Origin of the sequence: Aeromicrobium sp. Root495, assembly GCF_001426755.1 — a bacterium.
Lineage (GTDB): Bacteria > Actinomycetota > Actinomycetes > Propionibacteriales > Nocardioidaceae > Aeromicrobium.
This window is the reverse complement of record NZ_LMFJ01000001.1, coordinates 1432320-1447987: the sequence shown is the minus strand read 5'-3', so window position 1 is coordinate 1447987 and position 15668 is coordinate 1432320. Positions and strand designations below refer to the sequence as shown.

At 69.3% G+C, this 15668-nt stretch carries 14 protein-coding genes; 11 read left to right on the top strand and 3 right to left on the bottom strand.

Going from position 1 to position 15668, the window contains the following annotated elements:
• Nucleotides 1–190: 190 nt before the first annotated feature.
• From ASD11_RS07285 to ASD11_RS07275, 3 genes are all read right to left on the bottom strand, one after another.
• A complete protein-coding gene (locus ASD11_RS07285) occupies nucleotides 191–454 on the bottom strand; it encodes a hypothetical protein (RefSeq protein WP_056285206.1) in 264 nt (87 codons plus the stop codon).
• A 59-nt stretch (nucleotides 455–513) separates the two neighbouring features.
• Complete coding sequence (locus ASD11_RS07280) at nucleotides 514–1407, bottom strand: tyrosine-type recombinase/integrase (RefSeq protein ID WP_082554219.1); 894 nt, start codon at nucleotides 1405–1407, stop codon at nucleotides 514–516.
• A 64-nt stretch (nucleotides 1408–1471) separates the two neighbouring features.
• Nucleotides 1472–2554, bottom strand: coding sequence for a DNA polymerase domain-containing protein (locus ASD11_RS07275; protein ID WP_056285201.1), 1083 nt, complete (start codon nucleotides 2552–2554; stop codon nucleotides 1472–1474).
• A 107-nt stretch (nucleotides 2555–2661) separates the two neighbouring features.
• On the opposite strand from ASD11_RS07275, the gene ASD11_RS07270 reads away from it, so the two are divergent.
• From ASD11_RS07270 to ASD11_RS07220, 11 genes are all read left to right on the top strand, one after another.
• Nucleotides 2662–3372: a helix-turn-helix transcriptional regulator gene (locus ASD11_RS07270; protein ID WP_056285196.1), complete on the top strand. Its 711-nt coding sequence runs from the start codon at nucleotides 2662–2664 to the stop codon at nucleotides 3370–3372.
• Entirely contained in the window at nucleotides 3369–4841 is a 1473-nt protein-coding gene (gene sufB / locus ASD11_RS07265) for a Fe-S cluster assembly protein SufB (protein ID WP_056285194.1), read from the top strand. The genes ASD11_RS07270 and sufB overlap by 4 nt, the downstream gene beginning before the upstream one ends.
• Nucleotides 4838–6046, top strand: a complete 1209-nt coding sequence (gene sufD / locus ASD11_RS07260; protein WP_056285192.1) for a Fe-S cluster assembly protein SufD — start codon at nucleotides 4838–4840, stop codon at nucleotides 6044–6046. Before sufB ends, sufD begins: the two co-directional genes overlap by 4 nt.
• Nucleotides 6047–6048: 2 nt before the next feature.
• Complete coding sequence (locus ASD11_RS07255) at nucleotides 6049–6378, top strand: non-heme iron oxygenase ferredoxin subunit (RefSeq protein ID WP_056285189.1); 330 nt, start codon at nucleotides 6049–6051, stop codon at nucleotides 6376–6378.
• 21 nt (nucleotides 6379–6399) lie between these two features.
• Nucleotides 6400–7161: a Fe-S cluster assembly ATPase SufC gene (gene sufC / locus ASD11_RS07250; RefSeq protein WP_056285185.1), complete on the top strand. Its 762-nt coding sequence runs from the start codon at nucleotides 6400–6402 to the stop codon at nucleotides 7159–7161.
• Nucleotides 7161–8417 (top strand): cysteine desulfurase, encoded by a 1257-nt coding sequence (locus tag ASD11_RS07245; protein WP_056285183.1) that lies wholly within the window; start codon nucleotides 7161–7163, stop codon nucleotides 8415–8417. The genes sufC and ASD11_RS07245 overlap by 1 nt, the downstream gene beginning before the upstream one ends.
• A gap of 1 nt (nucleotide 8418) precedes the next feature.
• A complete protein-coding gene (sufU, locus tag ASD11_RS07240) occupies nucleotides 8419–8862 on the top strand; it encodes a Fe-S cluster assembly sulfur transfer protein SufU (protein WP_056285181.1) in 444 nt (147 codons plus the stop codon).
• Nucleotides 8859–9239 carry a metal-sulfur cluster assembly factor gene (locus ASD11_RS07235; RefSeq protein WP_056285177.1) on the top strand — a complete coding sequence of 127 codons (381 nt, stop codon included), beginning with the start codon at nucleotides 8859–8861 and terminating at the stop codon, nucleotides 9237–9239. Before sufU ends, ASD11_RS07235 begins: the two co-directional genes overlap by 4 nt.
• A 123-nt stretch (nucleotides 9240–9362) precedes the next feature.
• Nucleotides 9363–11852: a putative Ig domain-containing protein gene (locus ASD11_RS07230; protein ID WP_056285175.1), complete on the top strand. Its 2490-nt coding sequence runs from the start codon at nucleotides 9363–9365 to the stop codon at nucleotides 11850–11852.
• Between the two features lie 158 nt (nucleotides 11853–12010).
• Nucleotides 12011–13609, top strand: coding sequence for an ABC-F family ATP-binding cassette domain-containing protein (locus tag ASD11_RS07225; protein WP_056285174.1), 1599 nt, complete (start codon nucleotides 12011–12013; stop codon nucleotides 13607–13609).
• A gap of 158 nt (nucleotides 13610–13767) precedes the next feature.
• On the top strand, nucleotides 13768–15648 hold the full coding sequence (locus ASD11_RS07220; protein ID WP_056285172.1) for a glycoside hydrolase family 16 protein: 1881 nt from the start codon (nucleotides 13768–13770) through the stop codon (nucleotides 15646–15648).
• Nucleotides 15649–15668: the final 20 nt, after the last annotated feature.

Here is a 15668-nt window from a genome sequence, read left to right as displayed (position 1 = left end):
GCGGAAGTTCGGGCAGTGCGGTCGGCTGTGTTCCCCCACGACGTGTGGGCGCCGATGCGACCGATGGTCGCGCGGTCTTCGGGATCGGATGAGGCCATGGCAAAGCCCCCTTCAAGGGGTTGCCTCGTCACCCGTTCTCGAGGATTCGCGCATCTTGTGCGCGGGAGTTCTTGGGTCGATAGTACAGCGCTTAGCGGAGTTCGAGGAACATGATCGCCCCGAGCGGCTTCTCGCCGTTGCGGACCATCTCGACGAACTTGACCATGCCCTCGATGCCTTCCTCGTCCACCCACACTCCGGCGCTGTGCCGACACTGGTGCTCAATGGGCTGTCCGACCTTGAGAGGCCAGGGCCCCATCGCCGTGGCGTCGGCTGGCAGGTCGGCGTTCTCGCCGTACGCGACGACGGAGAACGGCTTGAGCTTCATCACCACCTGCGGCTCGCCGTCCACCATGAGGATTGACCCGAGGAGGCATCCCTTGGGGCAGCGAAGTCGTACCAGCGGCCGCGGGGTCACACTCGATCACCTCGCGCCATGCGGGTGGCCGCGGCACGGGCGCGCGCGTCGGCCGCGGAGGCGCCGTAGCGCTCGAGCATGGTGTCGCTCGTCCAGCCGGCCAGGCGCTTGAGGTCGCGCTCCTGGCCGCCGTTCACGAGGAAGTCGTGGGCGAAGGTGTGGCGGAAGCGGTGCGGGTGCAGATCCTCGATGCCGGCCTGGCGCCCGCGGTTGGCGATGATGTCGCGGGCGCCGTCGGTCGAGAGCGGGCCTCGCTGGGTCAGGAAGAGCGACTCGAGGTGCGCCCAGCGGTGGCCCGAGCGGATCCGCAGGTACCGGTCGAGCGCGCGCACCGTGCGGGAGGAGAAGTAGATCGGCCGGACCTTCGCGCCCTTGCCCATGACCGAGGCCATCTCTTGCGTCAGGTCGATGTCGGTGACCTTAAGGGCGCAGAGCTCAGCGACGCGCACGCCGCAGTTGAGCAGCACGCGGATGACCGCTTCGTCGCGGCGCTCGTTGAAGCCCTTCCCGGCGCACGCGCGCATGAGCGCCTCGAGCTCGTCGTCGGTCAGCACGGGGACGGGCGGCGGCTTCACGTCGGGCGGGGAGATGTTGAGCATGGGGTTGGCCTCGATCTCGTCCTCGTCGACGAGCCAGACGCAGAAGCGGTGCAGGCCGCGGTACCGGGTCTTCACGGTCGAGGCCTGGTTGATGCCGTTGAGGTCGGCGAGCCAGTCTGTGATGCGTCGGCGGGTGAGGTTCTCGAGCGTCGGCTCGTGGTCGTTCGCCTCGAGCCAGCGCGAGAAGAACTCGACCGACTGCAGGTAGAGCCGCAGCGTCCCGGGGGAGCGGTTCTCAGCCCGAAGGTGGCGCGAGAACGAGTCGCCGAGGTCCCGCAAAGATGTCGTCACGAACTGAGATTATCAGGCGAGTAAGCGCTATGCTACGAAACACGCATCGCAACCACCGCTGTTTTCAACTGGAACTACGGGCTTCTCGACTCGGTTGCACCCGCTTCGGCTCGCCCGGCATCTTGGGGTACTCCGGCGGGTAGGGCATGTCGGGCAGGCCACGCTCGACGTCGGCCCGCCAGAGGTCCAGCAGCGGCTCCAGGCTGTGATGGACGTCGTCGATCTCGGCCCAGGCGTCTCCGTGCGTGGCGAGTCGTCCCGGCACGGTGCGGAGCGTGAAGGCCATGGGGGAGTCCAGCGCGGCGAGCTCGTCCCACGTGAGGGGTGTCGAGACCGGAGCGCCCTCCTTGGGGCGCAGCGAGTAGGCCGAGGCGATGGTCCGGTCGCGGCAGTTCTGGTTGAAGTCCACGAAGATGTTGTCGCCGCGCTCCTCCTTCCACCAGGCCGTGGTGACGCCCTCGACCCGCCGCTCGAGCTCGCGACCGAACCCGATGGCGGCGTGCCGGACGTCGGTGAAGGTCCAGCGCGGCTCGATGCGCACGTAGACGTGGATGCCGTTCTTGCCGCTCGTCTTGGGGAAGCCGCGGAGGCCCAGCTCGTCGAGAAGGTCCTTCGCCAGCCCGGCCGTGCGCACGGCGTCGACGAACGACGTGTCGCCGTAGGGGTCGAGGTCGATGCGCAGCTCGTCGGGTCGGTCCAGGTCGGCGACGCGGCACGGGCTGGGGTGGTAGGTGATGCTGCCCATCTGCGCGGCCCAGGCCACCGACGCCACGTGGTCGGGCGCGAGCTCCACCGCCGTCCGGCCGGTGGGGAAGTGGACGCGAACGTGCTGGGCCCACTCAGGAGCACCGCGCATCATGCGCTTCTGGTAGAACGCATCGCCCTGCGGACCCCGGCCGTGGGTGGCGTCGCGGGCCGTCAGGGTCATGCCCGGCAGGACGCCCTTGGGCCAGCGCTCGAGGGCCGTGGGTCGGTCGCGGAGCGCTCGCATGATCCCGTCGGCCACCGCGACGTAGTACTGGACCACCTCGAGCTTCGTGACCTCGGGTCCGTGCTGCGAGGCGGGGAAGATCACCCGGTCCGGGCTGGAGACGCGCACCTCGCGCCCGTCTGCGTCGATCATCACCGCGTCGGCCTTGGTCGCCATGGCCCGAGCCTAGGCCCTCGAGACCGCTCGCGTGAGGCGTGCCTCACTGAGGTTGGCCTTCCTTGAACGGCCGGAATCAATAACGGCACACTGGTGTTGTGAAATACATGCGGCCCGAGCTCAGCGAGGTGGAGGCGTCGTCGGTCATCGACGATGCTCCTACGCGCGAGCGGGTCGTGAGCACCATCCTCGAGCAGGGCCCCACCACGGCCGCCGTGCTCGCGGAGCAGCTCGGGCTCACGCCGGCTGCGGTCCGTCGTCACCTCGACCAGCTCGAGGCCGACGGCGTCGTCGCCGTCCGTCAGCCCCGGGCCGAGGAGCGCCGCGGACGCGGCCGTCCGGCCAAGGTCTACGTCATCACCGACGTCGGCCGCGACCGTTTCGACCACGCCTACGACGCGCTCGCCGTCGACGCCCTGGAGTTCCTCTCCGAGTCCGCCGGACCCGACGCCGTCAAGGCGTTCGCCCGGCACCGGCTCTCAGGGTTGAAGAACCGCCTCCTGCCGCTCGTCGAGCAGGCCGCTCCCGCCGACCGCGCCGCGGTCGTCGCGCAGGCCCTCACCGACGACGGATTCGCCGCCTCGGCCACCAGCACCCCGGCCGGGCAGCAGATCTGCCAGCACCACTGCCCCGTCTCGCACGTCGCGGAGCAGTTCCCGCAGCTGTGCGAGGCCGAGGCGGAGATGTTCGCCGAGCTTCTCGGCACCCATGTCCAACGACTTGCGACCATCGCCCACGGCGATGGCGTGTGCACCACCTACCTGCCCCGGACCGTTTCCGAGGGACAGGCCGCCACCACAGAGAGGGCCACGTCATGACGACGACTTCCCCGGAGAACAGCACGGCGAACGGCACCGCCACCACCGTCCCCAACGCGATCGAGGAGGCGAACCCGGGCCTCAAGGACGTCGGTCGGTACGAGTTCGGCTGGTCCGACGCCAACGACGCGGGCGCCACCTCCCAGCGAGGCCTGAGCGAGGACGTCGTGCGCAACATCTCGACCCTCAAGAGCGAGCCGCAGTGGATGCTCGACCTCCGTCTGAAGGGCCTGCGCCTCTTCGAGCGCAAGCCCATGCCCACGTGGGGCTCCGACCTCGGCGGCATCGACTTCGACAACATCAAGTACTTCGTGCGCTCCACCGAGAAGCAGGCGGCCACGTGGGACGACCTGCCCGAGGACATCAAGAACACGTACGACCGGCTCGGCATCCCCGAGGCCGAGAAGCAGCGCCTCGTCTCCGGCGTGGCCGCGCAGTACGAGTCCGAGGTCGTCTACCACTCGATCCGTGAGGACCTCGAGGCCCAGGGCGTCCTGTTCCTCGACACCGACACGGCGCTCAAGGAGCACCCCGAGCTCTTCCAGGAGTACTTCGCCACGATCATCCCCGTGGGCGACAACAAGTTCTCCGCGCTCAACTCGGCCGTGTGGTCCGGTGGCTCGTTCATCTACGTGCCCAAGGGCGTCCACGTCGACATCCCGCTGCAGGCGTACTTCCGCATCAACACCGAGAACATGGGTCAGTTCGAGCGGACGCTGATCATCGCCGACGAGGACTCCTACGTCCACTACGTCGAGGGCTGCACCGCGCCCATCTACTCGAGCGACTCGCTGCACTCGGCCGTCGTCGAGATCATCGTGAAGAAGGGCGCCCGCGTCCGCTACACGACGATCCAGAACTGGTCCAACAACGTCTACAACCTCGTCACCAAGCGCGCCGTCTGCGAGGAGGGCGCCACGATGGAGTGGGTCGACGGCAACATCGGCTCCAAGGTCACCATGAAGTACCCGGCCGTCTACCTCATGGGCGAGCACGCCCGGGGCGAGACGCTGTCCATCGCCTTCGCCGGCGCCGGCCAGCACCAGGACGCCGGAGCCAAGATGGTCCACGCAGCGCCCCACACGTCGAGCTCGATCCTGAGCAAGTCCGTCGCCCGTGGCGGCGGTCGCACGTCGTACCGCGGCCTGCTCCAGGTGCTCGAGGGAGCTGAGGGCTCGGCCAGCACGGTCAAGTGCGACGCGCTGCTCGTCGACCAGATCAGCCGCTCCGACACGTACCCGTACGTCGACGTCCGCGAGGACGACGTCACGCTCGGCCACGAGGCCACCGTCTCCAAGCTCAGCGACGACCAGCTCTTCTACTTCATGTCACGCGGCATGGAGGAGGACGAGGCCATGGCCATGATCGTCCGCGGCTTCGTCGAGCCGATCGCGCGCGAGCTGCCGATGGAGTACGCCCTCGAGCTCAACCGCCTGATCGAGCTCCAGATGGAAGGTGCAGTTGGATGAGTGGGACCACTGACGCTGTGGCCACCAGGCCAACGGCCGGCTCGGACCTCGCTCAGGTCTTGGAGCTCTCGCCGGTCGAGAGCCACCTCCACCCGGAGGGGTCCTTCGACCTCGCCGACCACCCGGTGCCCACGGGCCTCGAGGAGATCTGGCGCTTCACCCCGCTCAAGCGGCTCAAGGACCTCCACACCGAGGCCGCCCTCGACGGCGACCAGTACACGGTCGCGGTCGACGCTGCTGAGGGCGTCACCGCCGTGTCGGTGCCCGTGGCCGAGTCGGCCCGTGGCGTGTCGGGCTACGTGCCCAACGACCGCATCTCGGCCCGTGCCTGGGACGCCGCCCAGTCGGTCTTCGAGATCACCGTGGCCAAGGACGCCGTTGTCGAGGAGCCCACGTACGTGCGGCTCACCGGCACCGGCACCGAGAAGGCCGCCGCCGGCCAGCTCCTCGTCCGGGCGCGCGCGTTCAGCCACGCCACGGTCGTCGTCGAGTACTCCGGCTCCGCCACCTGGGCCGAGAACATCGAGGTCGTGCTCGAGGACGGCGCCCAGCTGACCTTCGTGACCATCCAGGACTGGGCCGACGACGCCGTGCACGTGGTCACGCAGCACTCGCGCGTGGGCCGCGACGCCTCGTTCAAGCACGTGGCCGTCACGCTCGGTGGAGACGTCGTGCGTGCCAGCACGTCCACCGACTACGTCGGCACCGGCGGCGGCGTCGAGCTCTTCGGCGTCTACTTCGCCGACGCGGGCCAGCACATCGAGCACCGGCTCTTCGCCGACCACACGGCGCCCAAGACCCGCAGCAACGTCCTCTACAAGGGTGCGCTGCAGGGCCAGGACGCGCACACGGTCTGGATCGGCAACGTCCTCATCCGCAAGGAGGCCGAGGGCATCGAGACGTTCGAGCAGAACGACAACCTCGTGCTCACCGACGGCGCCAAGGCCGACTCGGTGCCCAACCTGGAGATCGAGACCGGCGAGATCGAGGGTGCCGGCCACGCCAGCACCACCGGTCGCTTCGACGACCAGCACCTCTTCTACCTGCAGAGCCGCGGGATCCCGGAGGACGAGGCACGTCGCCTCGTCGTCCACGGGTTCTTCAACGACATCATCCGCAAGATCGGTGTGCCGCACCTGCAGGAGCGCCTGGAGGCGGCCATCGAGGCCGAGCTCTCGGCCGCCGAGCGCGCAGGAGCCCTCTGAGCATGAGCAACGGTCCTGAGTTCGCAGCGCCCCTCGACCTCGTGGTCGAGGGAGCGGCGACCCCCGTCACCGTCGGCGGCATCGACCTCGCGCTCGTGCGCGAGGGCGACGTCGTCTACGCCATCCGCGACGAGTGCTCGCACGCGTCCATCCCGTTGTCCGAGGGCGACGTGGAGGGCTGCGAGATCGAGTGCTGGCTGCACGGCTCGCGCTTCGACGCCAAGACCGGCAAGCCGCTCAACCTCCCGGCCGTCGAGTCGGTCCCCACGTACGCCACGACCATCCAGGACGGACGCATCCTCGTCGATGTCTCCGTCCCCATCCAGAACTGAAAGCACAGGCTGAGAGCACACATGAGCACCCTGGAGATCAAGAACCTGCACGTCACGGTCGACACCGAGGACGGTGCCAAGGAGATCCTGCGCGGCGTCAACCTCACGATCAAGAGCGGTGAGGTCCACGCCATCATGGGCCCCAACGGCTCGGGCAAGTCCACGCTGGCCTACTCCATCGCCGGGCACCCCAAGTACACGATCAGCGACGGCGAGGTCCTGCTCGACGGCCAGAACATCCTCGAGCTCTCGGTCGACCAGCGCGCCCGCGCCGGCCTGTTCCTCGCCATGCAGTACCCCGTCGAGGTCCCGGGCGTCTCCGTGGCCAACTTCCTGCGCACGGCCAAGACGGCCATCGACGGCGAGGCCCCCAAGCTCCGCACGTGGGTCAAGGACGTCAACGCCGCCCTCGAGCGCGTCACCCTCGACCCCACGTTCGCGCAGCGCAGCGTCAACGAGGGCTTCTCCGGTGGCGAGAAGAAGCGCCACGAGATCGCCCAGCTCGAGCTGCTGAACCCCAAGTTCGCCGTCCTCGACGAGACCGACTCCGGCCTCGACATCGACGCCCTGCGCGTCGTCTCCGACGGCGTCAACCGTTACACGGCGCAGGGCGACCGCGGCGTCCTCCTCATCACGCACTACACGCGCATCCTGCGCTACATCGAGCCCGACTTCGTCCACGTCTTCGTGGCCGGCCGCCTCGCCGAGTCCGGTGGCAAGGAGCTGGCCGACCAGCTCGAGGCCGAGGGCTACGACAAGTACGTGAAGGCCGCGTCGGTCTGATGACCATCACGGCTGCCGGAGTCGACTACGACGTGCTCAAGGTTCGGGAGGACTTCCCGATCCTGGGCCGCACCGTGGCCAACGGGCTCCCGCTCGTCTACCTCGACAGCGCCAACACGTCGCAGAAGCCGCGGCAGGTCGTCGAGGCCATCGAGCGTCACTACCTCGAGCACAACGCCAACGTCGCCCGCGCCATGCACACGCTCGGCGCCGAGGCCACGGAGGCGTTCGAGGGCGGGCGCACCCGCATCGCCGAGTTCATCGGTGCCCCGAGCCGCGACGAGGTCGTGTTCGCCAAGAACGCGTCCGAGGCGCTCAACCTCGTGGCTCGCGTCCTGGCTGACGCCGGCCGTCTCGGTGCCGACCGCGAGGTCGTCATCACCGAGATGGAGCACCACTCCAACATCGTGCCGTGGCAGCTCGCCACCGAGCGCACGGGCGCCACGCTGCGCTGGTTCGGCGTCACCGACGACGGTCGGCTCGACCTCGACGGCATCGAGCAGCTCATCACCGAGCGCACCGCGGTCGTCTCGCTCACGTGGGTCTCCAACATGCTGGGCACCGTCAACCCGCTCGACGTGGTCATCCGGCGCGCCCACGAGGTCGGCGCGCTCGTGGTCGTCGACGCCTCGCAGGCCGTGCCGCAGATGCCGGTCGACGTCGCCTCGCTCGGCGCCGACTTCGTGGTCTTCACCGGCCACAAGATGGTCGGTCCCACCGGCATCGGCGTGCTGTGGGGCCGCTACGACGTCCTGGCCGAGCTTCCCCCGTTCCTCGGTGGTGGCGAGATGATCGAGACCGTCACCATGGAGCGCTCCACGTTCGCGCCGCCGCCGGCTCGATTCGAGGCCGGCACGCCGCCCATCGCCCAGTCCGTCGGACTCGGCGCGGCCGCCGACTACCTCGACGCCCTCGGCATGGAGAACATCGCCGCGCACGAGCACGCCATCACCGCCTATGCCCTGGGTCGCCTGCAGGAGATCGACGGCCTCAGAGTCGTCGGTCCGCAGACGGCCGAGGAGCGCGGGGGAGCGGTGAGCTTCACGCTCGGCGACATCCACCCGCACGACGTCGCGCAGGTGCTCGACTCGCGCGGCATCGCGGTGCGCGCCGGACACCACTGCGCCAAGCCGGCTCACCGCCGGTTCGGGGTGCAGTCCACCACGCGCGCCTCGTTCTACCTGTACACCACGGAGGCCGAGATCGACGCGCTCGTCGAGGGCCTCGTCGCCACCCAGAAGTACTTCGGAGGCTGACGTGAACCTGGACTCCCTGTACCAGGAGATCATCCTGGACCACTACAAGCGCCCCCACGGCGCCGGTCTTCGCGACCCCTTCGAGGCCGAGGTCCACCACGTCAACCCCACGTGCGGCGACGAGATCACGCTGCGGGTGCACCTCGAGGCCGGCACCGTCTCCGACGTCTCCTACGCCGCCGAGGGCTGCTCCATCAGCCAGGCGTCGGCCTCCGTCCTCAACGACCTCGTCGTCGGCAAGCCCGTCACGGAGGCCCTCCAGGTCCTCGACTCGTTCCAGGCCCTCATGCAGGGCAAGGGCCAGGTGGAGGCCGACGAGGAGGTCCTCGAGGACGGCATCGCCTTCGCCGGAGTCGCCCAGTTCCCCGCGCGCGTGAAGTGCGCCCTCTTGTCCTGGATGGCGTTCAAGGACGCCACCACCCGAGCTGTCGAGGAGTCAGCATGACCGACCAGACCAGCACGCCCGACCACACCGACCTGCCCGAGGTCGACCTCGCGCCCACCACGGGAGGCACCTCCGAGGAGGACGTCCTCGAGGCCATGAAGGACGTCGTCGACCCCGAGCTCGGCATCAACGTCGTCGATCTCGGCCTCGTCTACGGCGCGCACGTCGACGAGCACAGCAACACGATCCTCCAGATGACCCTCACGTCGGCGGCCTGCCCGCTGACCGACGTGATCGAGGACCAGACGCGTGCCGCGCTCGACGGGATCGTCAACGACTTCCGCATCGAGTGGGTCTGGGTCCCGCCTTGGGGTCCGGACAAGATCACCGACGACGGCCGCGAGATGCTGCGCGCCCTCGGCTTCAACGTCGGCTGACCTTCCCGATGCGTGACGGGTCCGCCCGCAAGCCCACGGCCTGCGGGCGGACCTGTCCCATGTCGCACCTGAGAATCCAGACGTTCGACCACGATCTGTCGTGATCCGGGATAGAACGGCCACGTGGTCACTCCCCGCAGGTTCTCGCTCGTCTTCCTCGTCCTCGCCGGGCTCCTCGGTCTGACCGTCTCGCCGGCGTCCGCCGCCACCGCCCGGACGCTCAGCATCAAGGTCTCGTCGACCACTCCGTCGACCTCCGCCACCGTGACCTTCAGTGGCACCCTCTCGAAGTCACCCAGGGGCACGACCGTGAAGGTCACGCGGAAGTCCGGCACGCGGTGGGTCACGGTCAAGAGCACCCGGACCACCACCACGAAGGGGGCCTACAAGGTCGCCCTGAAGGTCCCGTCGTCGGCCGCGCGTCACACGTACCGAGCCACGGCGGCGAGGACGAGCAGGCTCAAGGCCGCCACGTCCAGGACGCTCGTGCTCGACGTCCGGCGCAAGGTCGGCATCACGTCCACGCTGAGCCCCACCACCGTCGCGGCGGGCTCCACGACGGTCCTCAGCGGGACGGTCTCACCGGCCTCCGTCGGCACCGCCGTGACGATCCAGCGCGTCGCCGGGTCCACCGTCACCACGATCACCACCACGACGCAGAAGAGCACTGGCTCCTACAGCGCCACGATCACCCCTCCGAGCGCCGGGACGTTCACCTACCGAGCCTCGACCGCGGCCCGGACGGGATACACGGCCGCGGTGTCGCCCAGCAGGTCGGTGACGGTGCAGCCCGTCCCGGTCGCCCCCGTCATCTCCACGACGAGTCTCCCCGCCGGGGTGGTCAACCAGCCCTACGACGCGACGCTCGCCACCGTCGGTGGACAGCCCGGCACGTGGAGCGTCTCCCCGGCGCTCCCCGGCGGCTTGTCGTTGAACGGCTCGAGCGGCCGGCTCAGCGGAACGGCTGGCCCTGCCAGCACAGGGCGGTACACCTTCACCTTCCGTCACGCCAATGGTCTGGTGACCTCGCGAGCCCTCGTCCTCGGGGTCTACGTCAGGCCGCAGATCACGACGAGCTCCTTGCCGGTCACCTCCCCGGGATCGACCTACCCGTTCCAGCTGCAGGCCTCCGAGGCGGGGACCTGGAAGCTCATCGACGGGACCGCGCTGCCCGCGGGCGTCTCGATGTCGCCCGCCGGACTCCTCAGCGGCACCGTCGCGGCGCCGCTGGGTTCCACGGCCTTCTCGGTGCGATTCACCAGCAGCGCCAGCGGGCTCACGAGCGACGCCGCCTTCCAGATCGAGGTGAAGGACTACATCGCCACGAAGACCCTTCCCGTGGCCGCGGCCGGTCAGCCCTACTCCTTCGTGCTGCGCACGAACGGCAACATCGCCGGCACGTGGACCTCGCTGGGAGCACTGCCCGGCGGCATCAACCTCGACGGCGCCCGGCTGAGCGGAACGCCCCAGGGCGGGACGTCCACGACCCTCTTCCTGACCTTCACCCCGCGCCAGCCCTACGCCGCGGCCGACACACGGCTCGTGTACACCGTGGAGGGAACGATGCCCTCCACGCGGTCGTCCACGGTCGTCGACGCAGGCAGCCAGTTCGCGTGCCGCGTGAAGTCAGAAGATGCCTCGTTGTGGTGCTGGGGCTACAACCTGTCGGGCAACCTCGGGATCGGCGACTACAGCCCCATGGACGCGGTCCAGCCGACGCCTCAGAAGGTCCCCGGGGCCTGGCGCACCGTGGCCACCGGAGGCTTCTTCGGCGCGTGCGGCCTGAGGACCGATGACTCGCTGTGGTGCTGGGGGCAGAGCAACCAGGGCCAGATCGGGGACGGCTCCCTCGTGGGGGCCAACAGCCCTCGCCAGGTCACGTCCGGCGGCAAGACCTGGTCCTCCGTGGCGGTCGGCTACTCCCACGCGTGCGCCACCACGAAGGCGGGCGCGCTGTGGTGCTGGGGCGACAACTCCTCGGGCGCGCTGGGGCTGCCCGCCGCAGGGAACGGCTCCTCCACGCCGGTGCTCGTGGACCAGAGCACCTGGACGGCGGTGTCCGCGGGCAACAACCAGACGTGCGGCGTGAAGACGGACGGCTCGCTCTGGTGCTGGGGGCAGGGCGACAGAACGCCTGTGAAGGTCGACTCCGCGACCTGGTCCGACGTCACCATCGGACTCGGCTCGATCTGCGGGGTCCGCACGGACGGCACCCTGTGGTGCTGGGGCAGCAACCGGAGCGGGCAGCTCGGCAACGGCACGACGGCGGCGTCCGCGTCGCCGACCCAGGTGGGATCGGCCGTGACGTGGCGCTCCGTCTCGTCGGACGGTGGATCCTCAGGGGCCACCACGTGCGGCACGCAGACCGACGGCTCCGGCTGGTGCTGGGGAGCGGGGGAGGACGGGCAGCTCGGCAACGGCACTGCGCAGTCGAGCCTGCTGCCGGTGCGGATCGACCCCACCAGCACCTGGTCGTCCGTCGCCGTCGGTGATGCCTTCGTCTGCGGCGTCAAGAACGACGGCACGCAGCGGTGCTGGGGCTCAGGCGACAGTGGACAGCTGGGCGGCGCCGGAGCGCCGCGGCGCAGCGACGTCCCCATCGCGGTCCAGTAGGTCCGTCGACGCCGGTGGAGGTGAAGGTCACAGGCCCTGTGGCCTCGCTCGCGTAGGTCCTCGGCTCCCGGGGCTCTAGACTCGTGCGGTGAGCTTCTACCAGCGTGAGTGACGACCGGACCTTCGTCCGTCGTCCATCCCTGCTCTGAAAGTTCCTCATGCTCACTGTCTCCCACGTGGAGCTGCGCTTCGGCGCCCGCGTCCTCATGTCCGACGTCTCGTTCCAGGTGGCCAAGGGCGACAAGGTCGGACTGGTCGGTCGCAACGGCGCCGGCAAGACCACGCTCACCCGCATGCTGTCCGGCGACGGCCAGCCCGCCGAGGGCACCATCACGTCCACGGGCAAGATCGGCTACCTGCCCCAGGACCCCAAGTCGGGTGACCTCTCCACGACGGCGCGGGACCGGATCCTCGGCGCGCGCGGGCTCGACACCGCCCTCACGGCCATGCGCAAGGCCGAGATCGACATGGGCTCGCCGGACCCGGAGATCGCCGAGAAGGCGATGAAGGCCTACGCCCGGGCCGACGCGACGTTCGGCGCGGGCGGGGGCTATGCCGCGGAGGCCGAGGCGGCCACCATCGCCGACGCCCTGGGTCTTCCCGACCGGGTGCTCGGACAGCCGCTGTCCACCCTCTCCGGTGGTCAGCGACGACGCATCGAGCTGGCCCGCATCCTCTTCTCCGATGCCGACACGCTGCTCCTCGACGAGCCCACCAACCACCTCGACGCCGACTCCGTCACGTGGCTGCGCGGCTTCCTCAAGAGCTTCAACGGCGGCATCGTGATCATCAGCCACGACGTCGACCTGATCGAGGAGACCGTCAACAAGGTCCTGTACCTCGACGCCAACCGCTCCACGATCGACATCTACAACATGGGCTGGAAGTCCTACCTCAAGCAGCGTGAGGCCGACGAGCACCGCCGCAAGCGTGAGCGGGCCCTGGCCGTGAAGAAGGCCGACGCGCTCACCACGCAGGCCAACAAGTTCCGCGCCAAGGCGTCCAAGGCCTCCACGGCCCAGCAGATGCTGCGTCGTGCCGAGCAGCTCGTGTCGGGACTCGAGGGGGAGCGGGCCAACGACAAGGTCGCCCACATCAAGTTCCCCAAGCCGGCTCCGTGCGGCAAGACCCCGCTCATGGCCGAGGGCCTCTCCAAGTCGTACGGGTCCCTCGAGATCTTCACCGACGTCGACCTCGCCATCGACCGTGGCAGTCGTGTCGTCGTGCTGGGTCTCAACGGCGCGGGCAAGACCACGCTGCTGCGCATGCTGGCCGGTGCGCTCAAGCCCGACACGGGCGAGATCGAGCCCGGTCACGGCCTCAAGATCGGCTACTTCGCGCAGGAGCACGAGACCCTCGACACCGATCGCACGGTGCTGGAGAACATGCAGGCGACGGCGCCCCAGCTCACCGACACCGAGGCCCGTAGCGTCCTCGGCTCGTTCCTCTTCAGCGGCGACGACACGTCCAAGCCGGCCGGGGTCCTCTCGGGCGGCGAGAAGACCCGTCTCGCCCTCGCGGCGCTCATCGTCTCCAGTGCCAACGTGCTGCTCCTCGACGAGCCCACCAACAACCTGGACCCCGCCTCGCGCGAGGAGGTGCTGCGCGCCATCCGCACCTACGAGGGCGCGATCGTGCTCGTCTCGCACGACGAGGGAGCCGTCTCGGCCCTGGAGCCCGACCGTGTCCTGCTGCTGCCCGACGGCGACGAGGACCTCTGGAACGACTCCTACCTCGACCTCATCAGCCTGGCCTGATCGGGAGGTCCCAAAAAAGTCCCGGCTTCACCCGGGACTTTTGACCCTCGGTGGGTCTAGTGTGAAGGCCGGGAACCTCGTGACGATGCTTGGGAGATCGTCGTCACCGGGGGCGATGCACATCGTGGGGTTCCTCGACCCGAGGGAGAGGGAACCACATGAACGCCGTCACCAGGCGGCGCGGTCTGTCGACCGCCCGCATCGCACTTCTGACCATCGTCACCGCACTCATCGCATCGATGCTCGCCGCCGCACCCGGCCAGGCCGCTGAGACCGCGCTGATCAAGTGGTCCACGTCGGCCACGGCCACCGAGACCGTCACCGTCAAGGAGACCGCCACCTACAACGGCTACACCGGCACCGGTGAGGCCACCTCCACCAAGACCGCTGTGGGCATCGGGACGGCCGAGGAGGCCACCAACTGGGAGGTCTACTACTGGGCCACGGTCCGTGCACAGCAGGCTGCGTCCGACGCGGCCAAGGCGGCCGCCGATGCCGAGGCCCGGCCGATCGCCAAGCAGCGTGCGCTCGCCGATGCCCAGGCCAAGGCCGCCGCGGGTCCCGTCTACATCGAGTGGTCCACGACTGCGACCGTCACGGAGTCCGTGACGGTCACCGAGACCGCCACGGTCGACGGCTACACCGGCACGGGCACGGCCACCTCGACCAAGACCGCCACCGGCACGGGCTCGGCCAAGGAGCTCACCTACTGGGAGGTCTACTACTGGGCCACCGTCCGTGCCCAGGCCGCCGCCTCCGCCAAGGCCAAGGCTGCGGCCGAGACCGAGGCACGCAGCATCGCGAAGCAGCGCGCCGAGGCCGACGCCGCGGCCAAGGCCGCAGCGGGACCGGTGTGGATCGAGTGGAGCACCCAGGCCACCGTCACCGAGAGCGTCACCGTCACGGAGACCGCGAGCGTGGGCGACTTCGAGGGCGAGGGGACCGCCACCGTCACCAAGACGGCGACGGCGACCGGCTCGGCCAAGGAGCTCACCTACTGGGAGGTCTACTACTGGGCCGTCGTCCGCGCGCAGACCGCCGCCTCCGAGAAGGCGAAGGCCGAGGCGGACGCCGAGGCCCGAGCGCTGGCCAAGCAACGCGCGCTGGCCGACGCCCAGGCCCAGGCCGATGCGGCTGCGACACCGACGCCCACGCCGACGCCGACGCCCACCCCCACGCCGACACCCTCGGGTGGGACACCCACGCCCACGCCGACGCCGACGCCGACGCCCACGCCGACGCCCACACCCACCGGCCCGACCTGCGGGACGGCGAAGGTCAAGGACGACGGCACCCCGTGGACCTGCACGTTCGCGGACAACTTCACCGGCTCGACGCTCGACGCCAGCAAGTGGTCGCCGATGCGGACCGAGACGTCGAGCTTCTCCTACGGCGACTGCTTCCTGGGCGCGGGCCCCAACATCACCGTCGCCGACGGAGCGTTGAGCCTGAAGACGCGCAAGGAGACGTCACCCGTCACCTGCAAGATCGGTGACCGGACCATCACCAGCAACTACACCTCCGGTTCGGTGACGAGTCTCGGGAAGTTCTCCCAGGCCTACGGCCGCTTCGAGATCCGTGCTGCGATGCCGGCGTCGTCGAGCAAGGGACTCCAGTCAGCGCTGTGGCTCGTCCCCGACGTGCCGAGCTTCTACGGCGCGTGGCCCTACTCGGGTGAGATCGACGTCGTGGAGTACTACACGCAGTACCCGGACCGGCTGATCCCGGCGCTTCACTACGGCTCCACCGCGCCCTTCGACCAGCGGACGAACAACGCCTGCCTGGTCTACAAGCCGACCGAGTTCCACACCTACGTCCTCGAGTGGACCAAGACCAAGCTCAAGGTCACGATCGACGGGACGACCTGCGTCGACCACGCCATCTCGCCGCTCGCGCCGCTCCTCGGCAGCGCGCCGTTCGACAAGCCCTTCAACCTGAACCTCACGCAGATGCTGGGCTCGGGCGACAACGCGCTGCCGGCAGGGACCAGCATCGATGAGGCGACGATGAAGGTCGACTACGTCAGGGTCTGGAAGTAGGGGCGCCGGGCACGGACCGG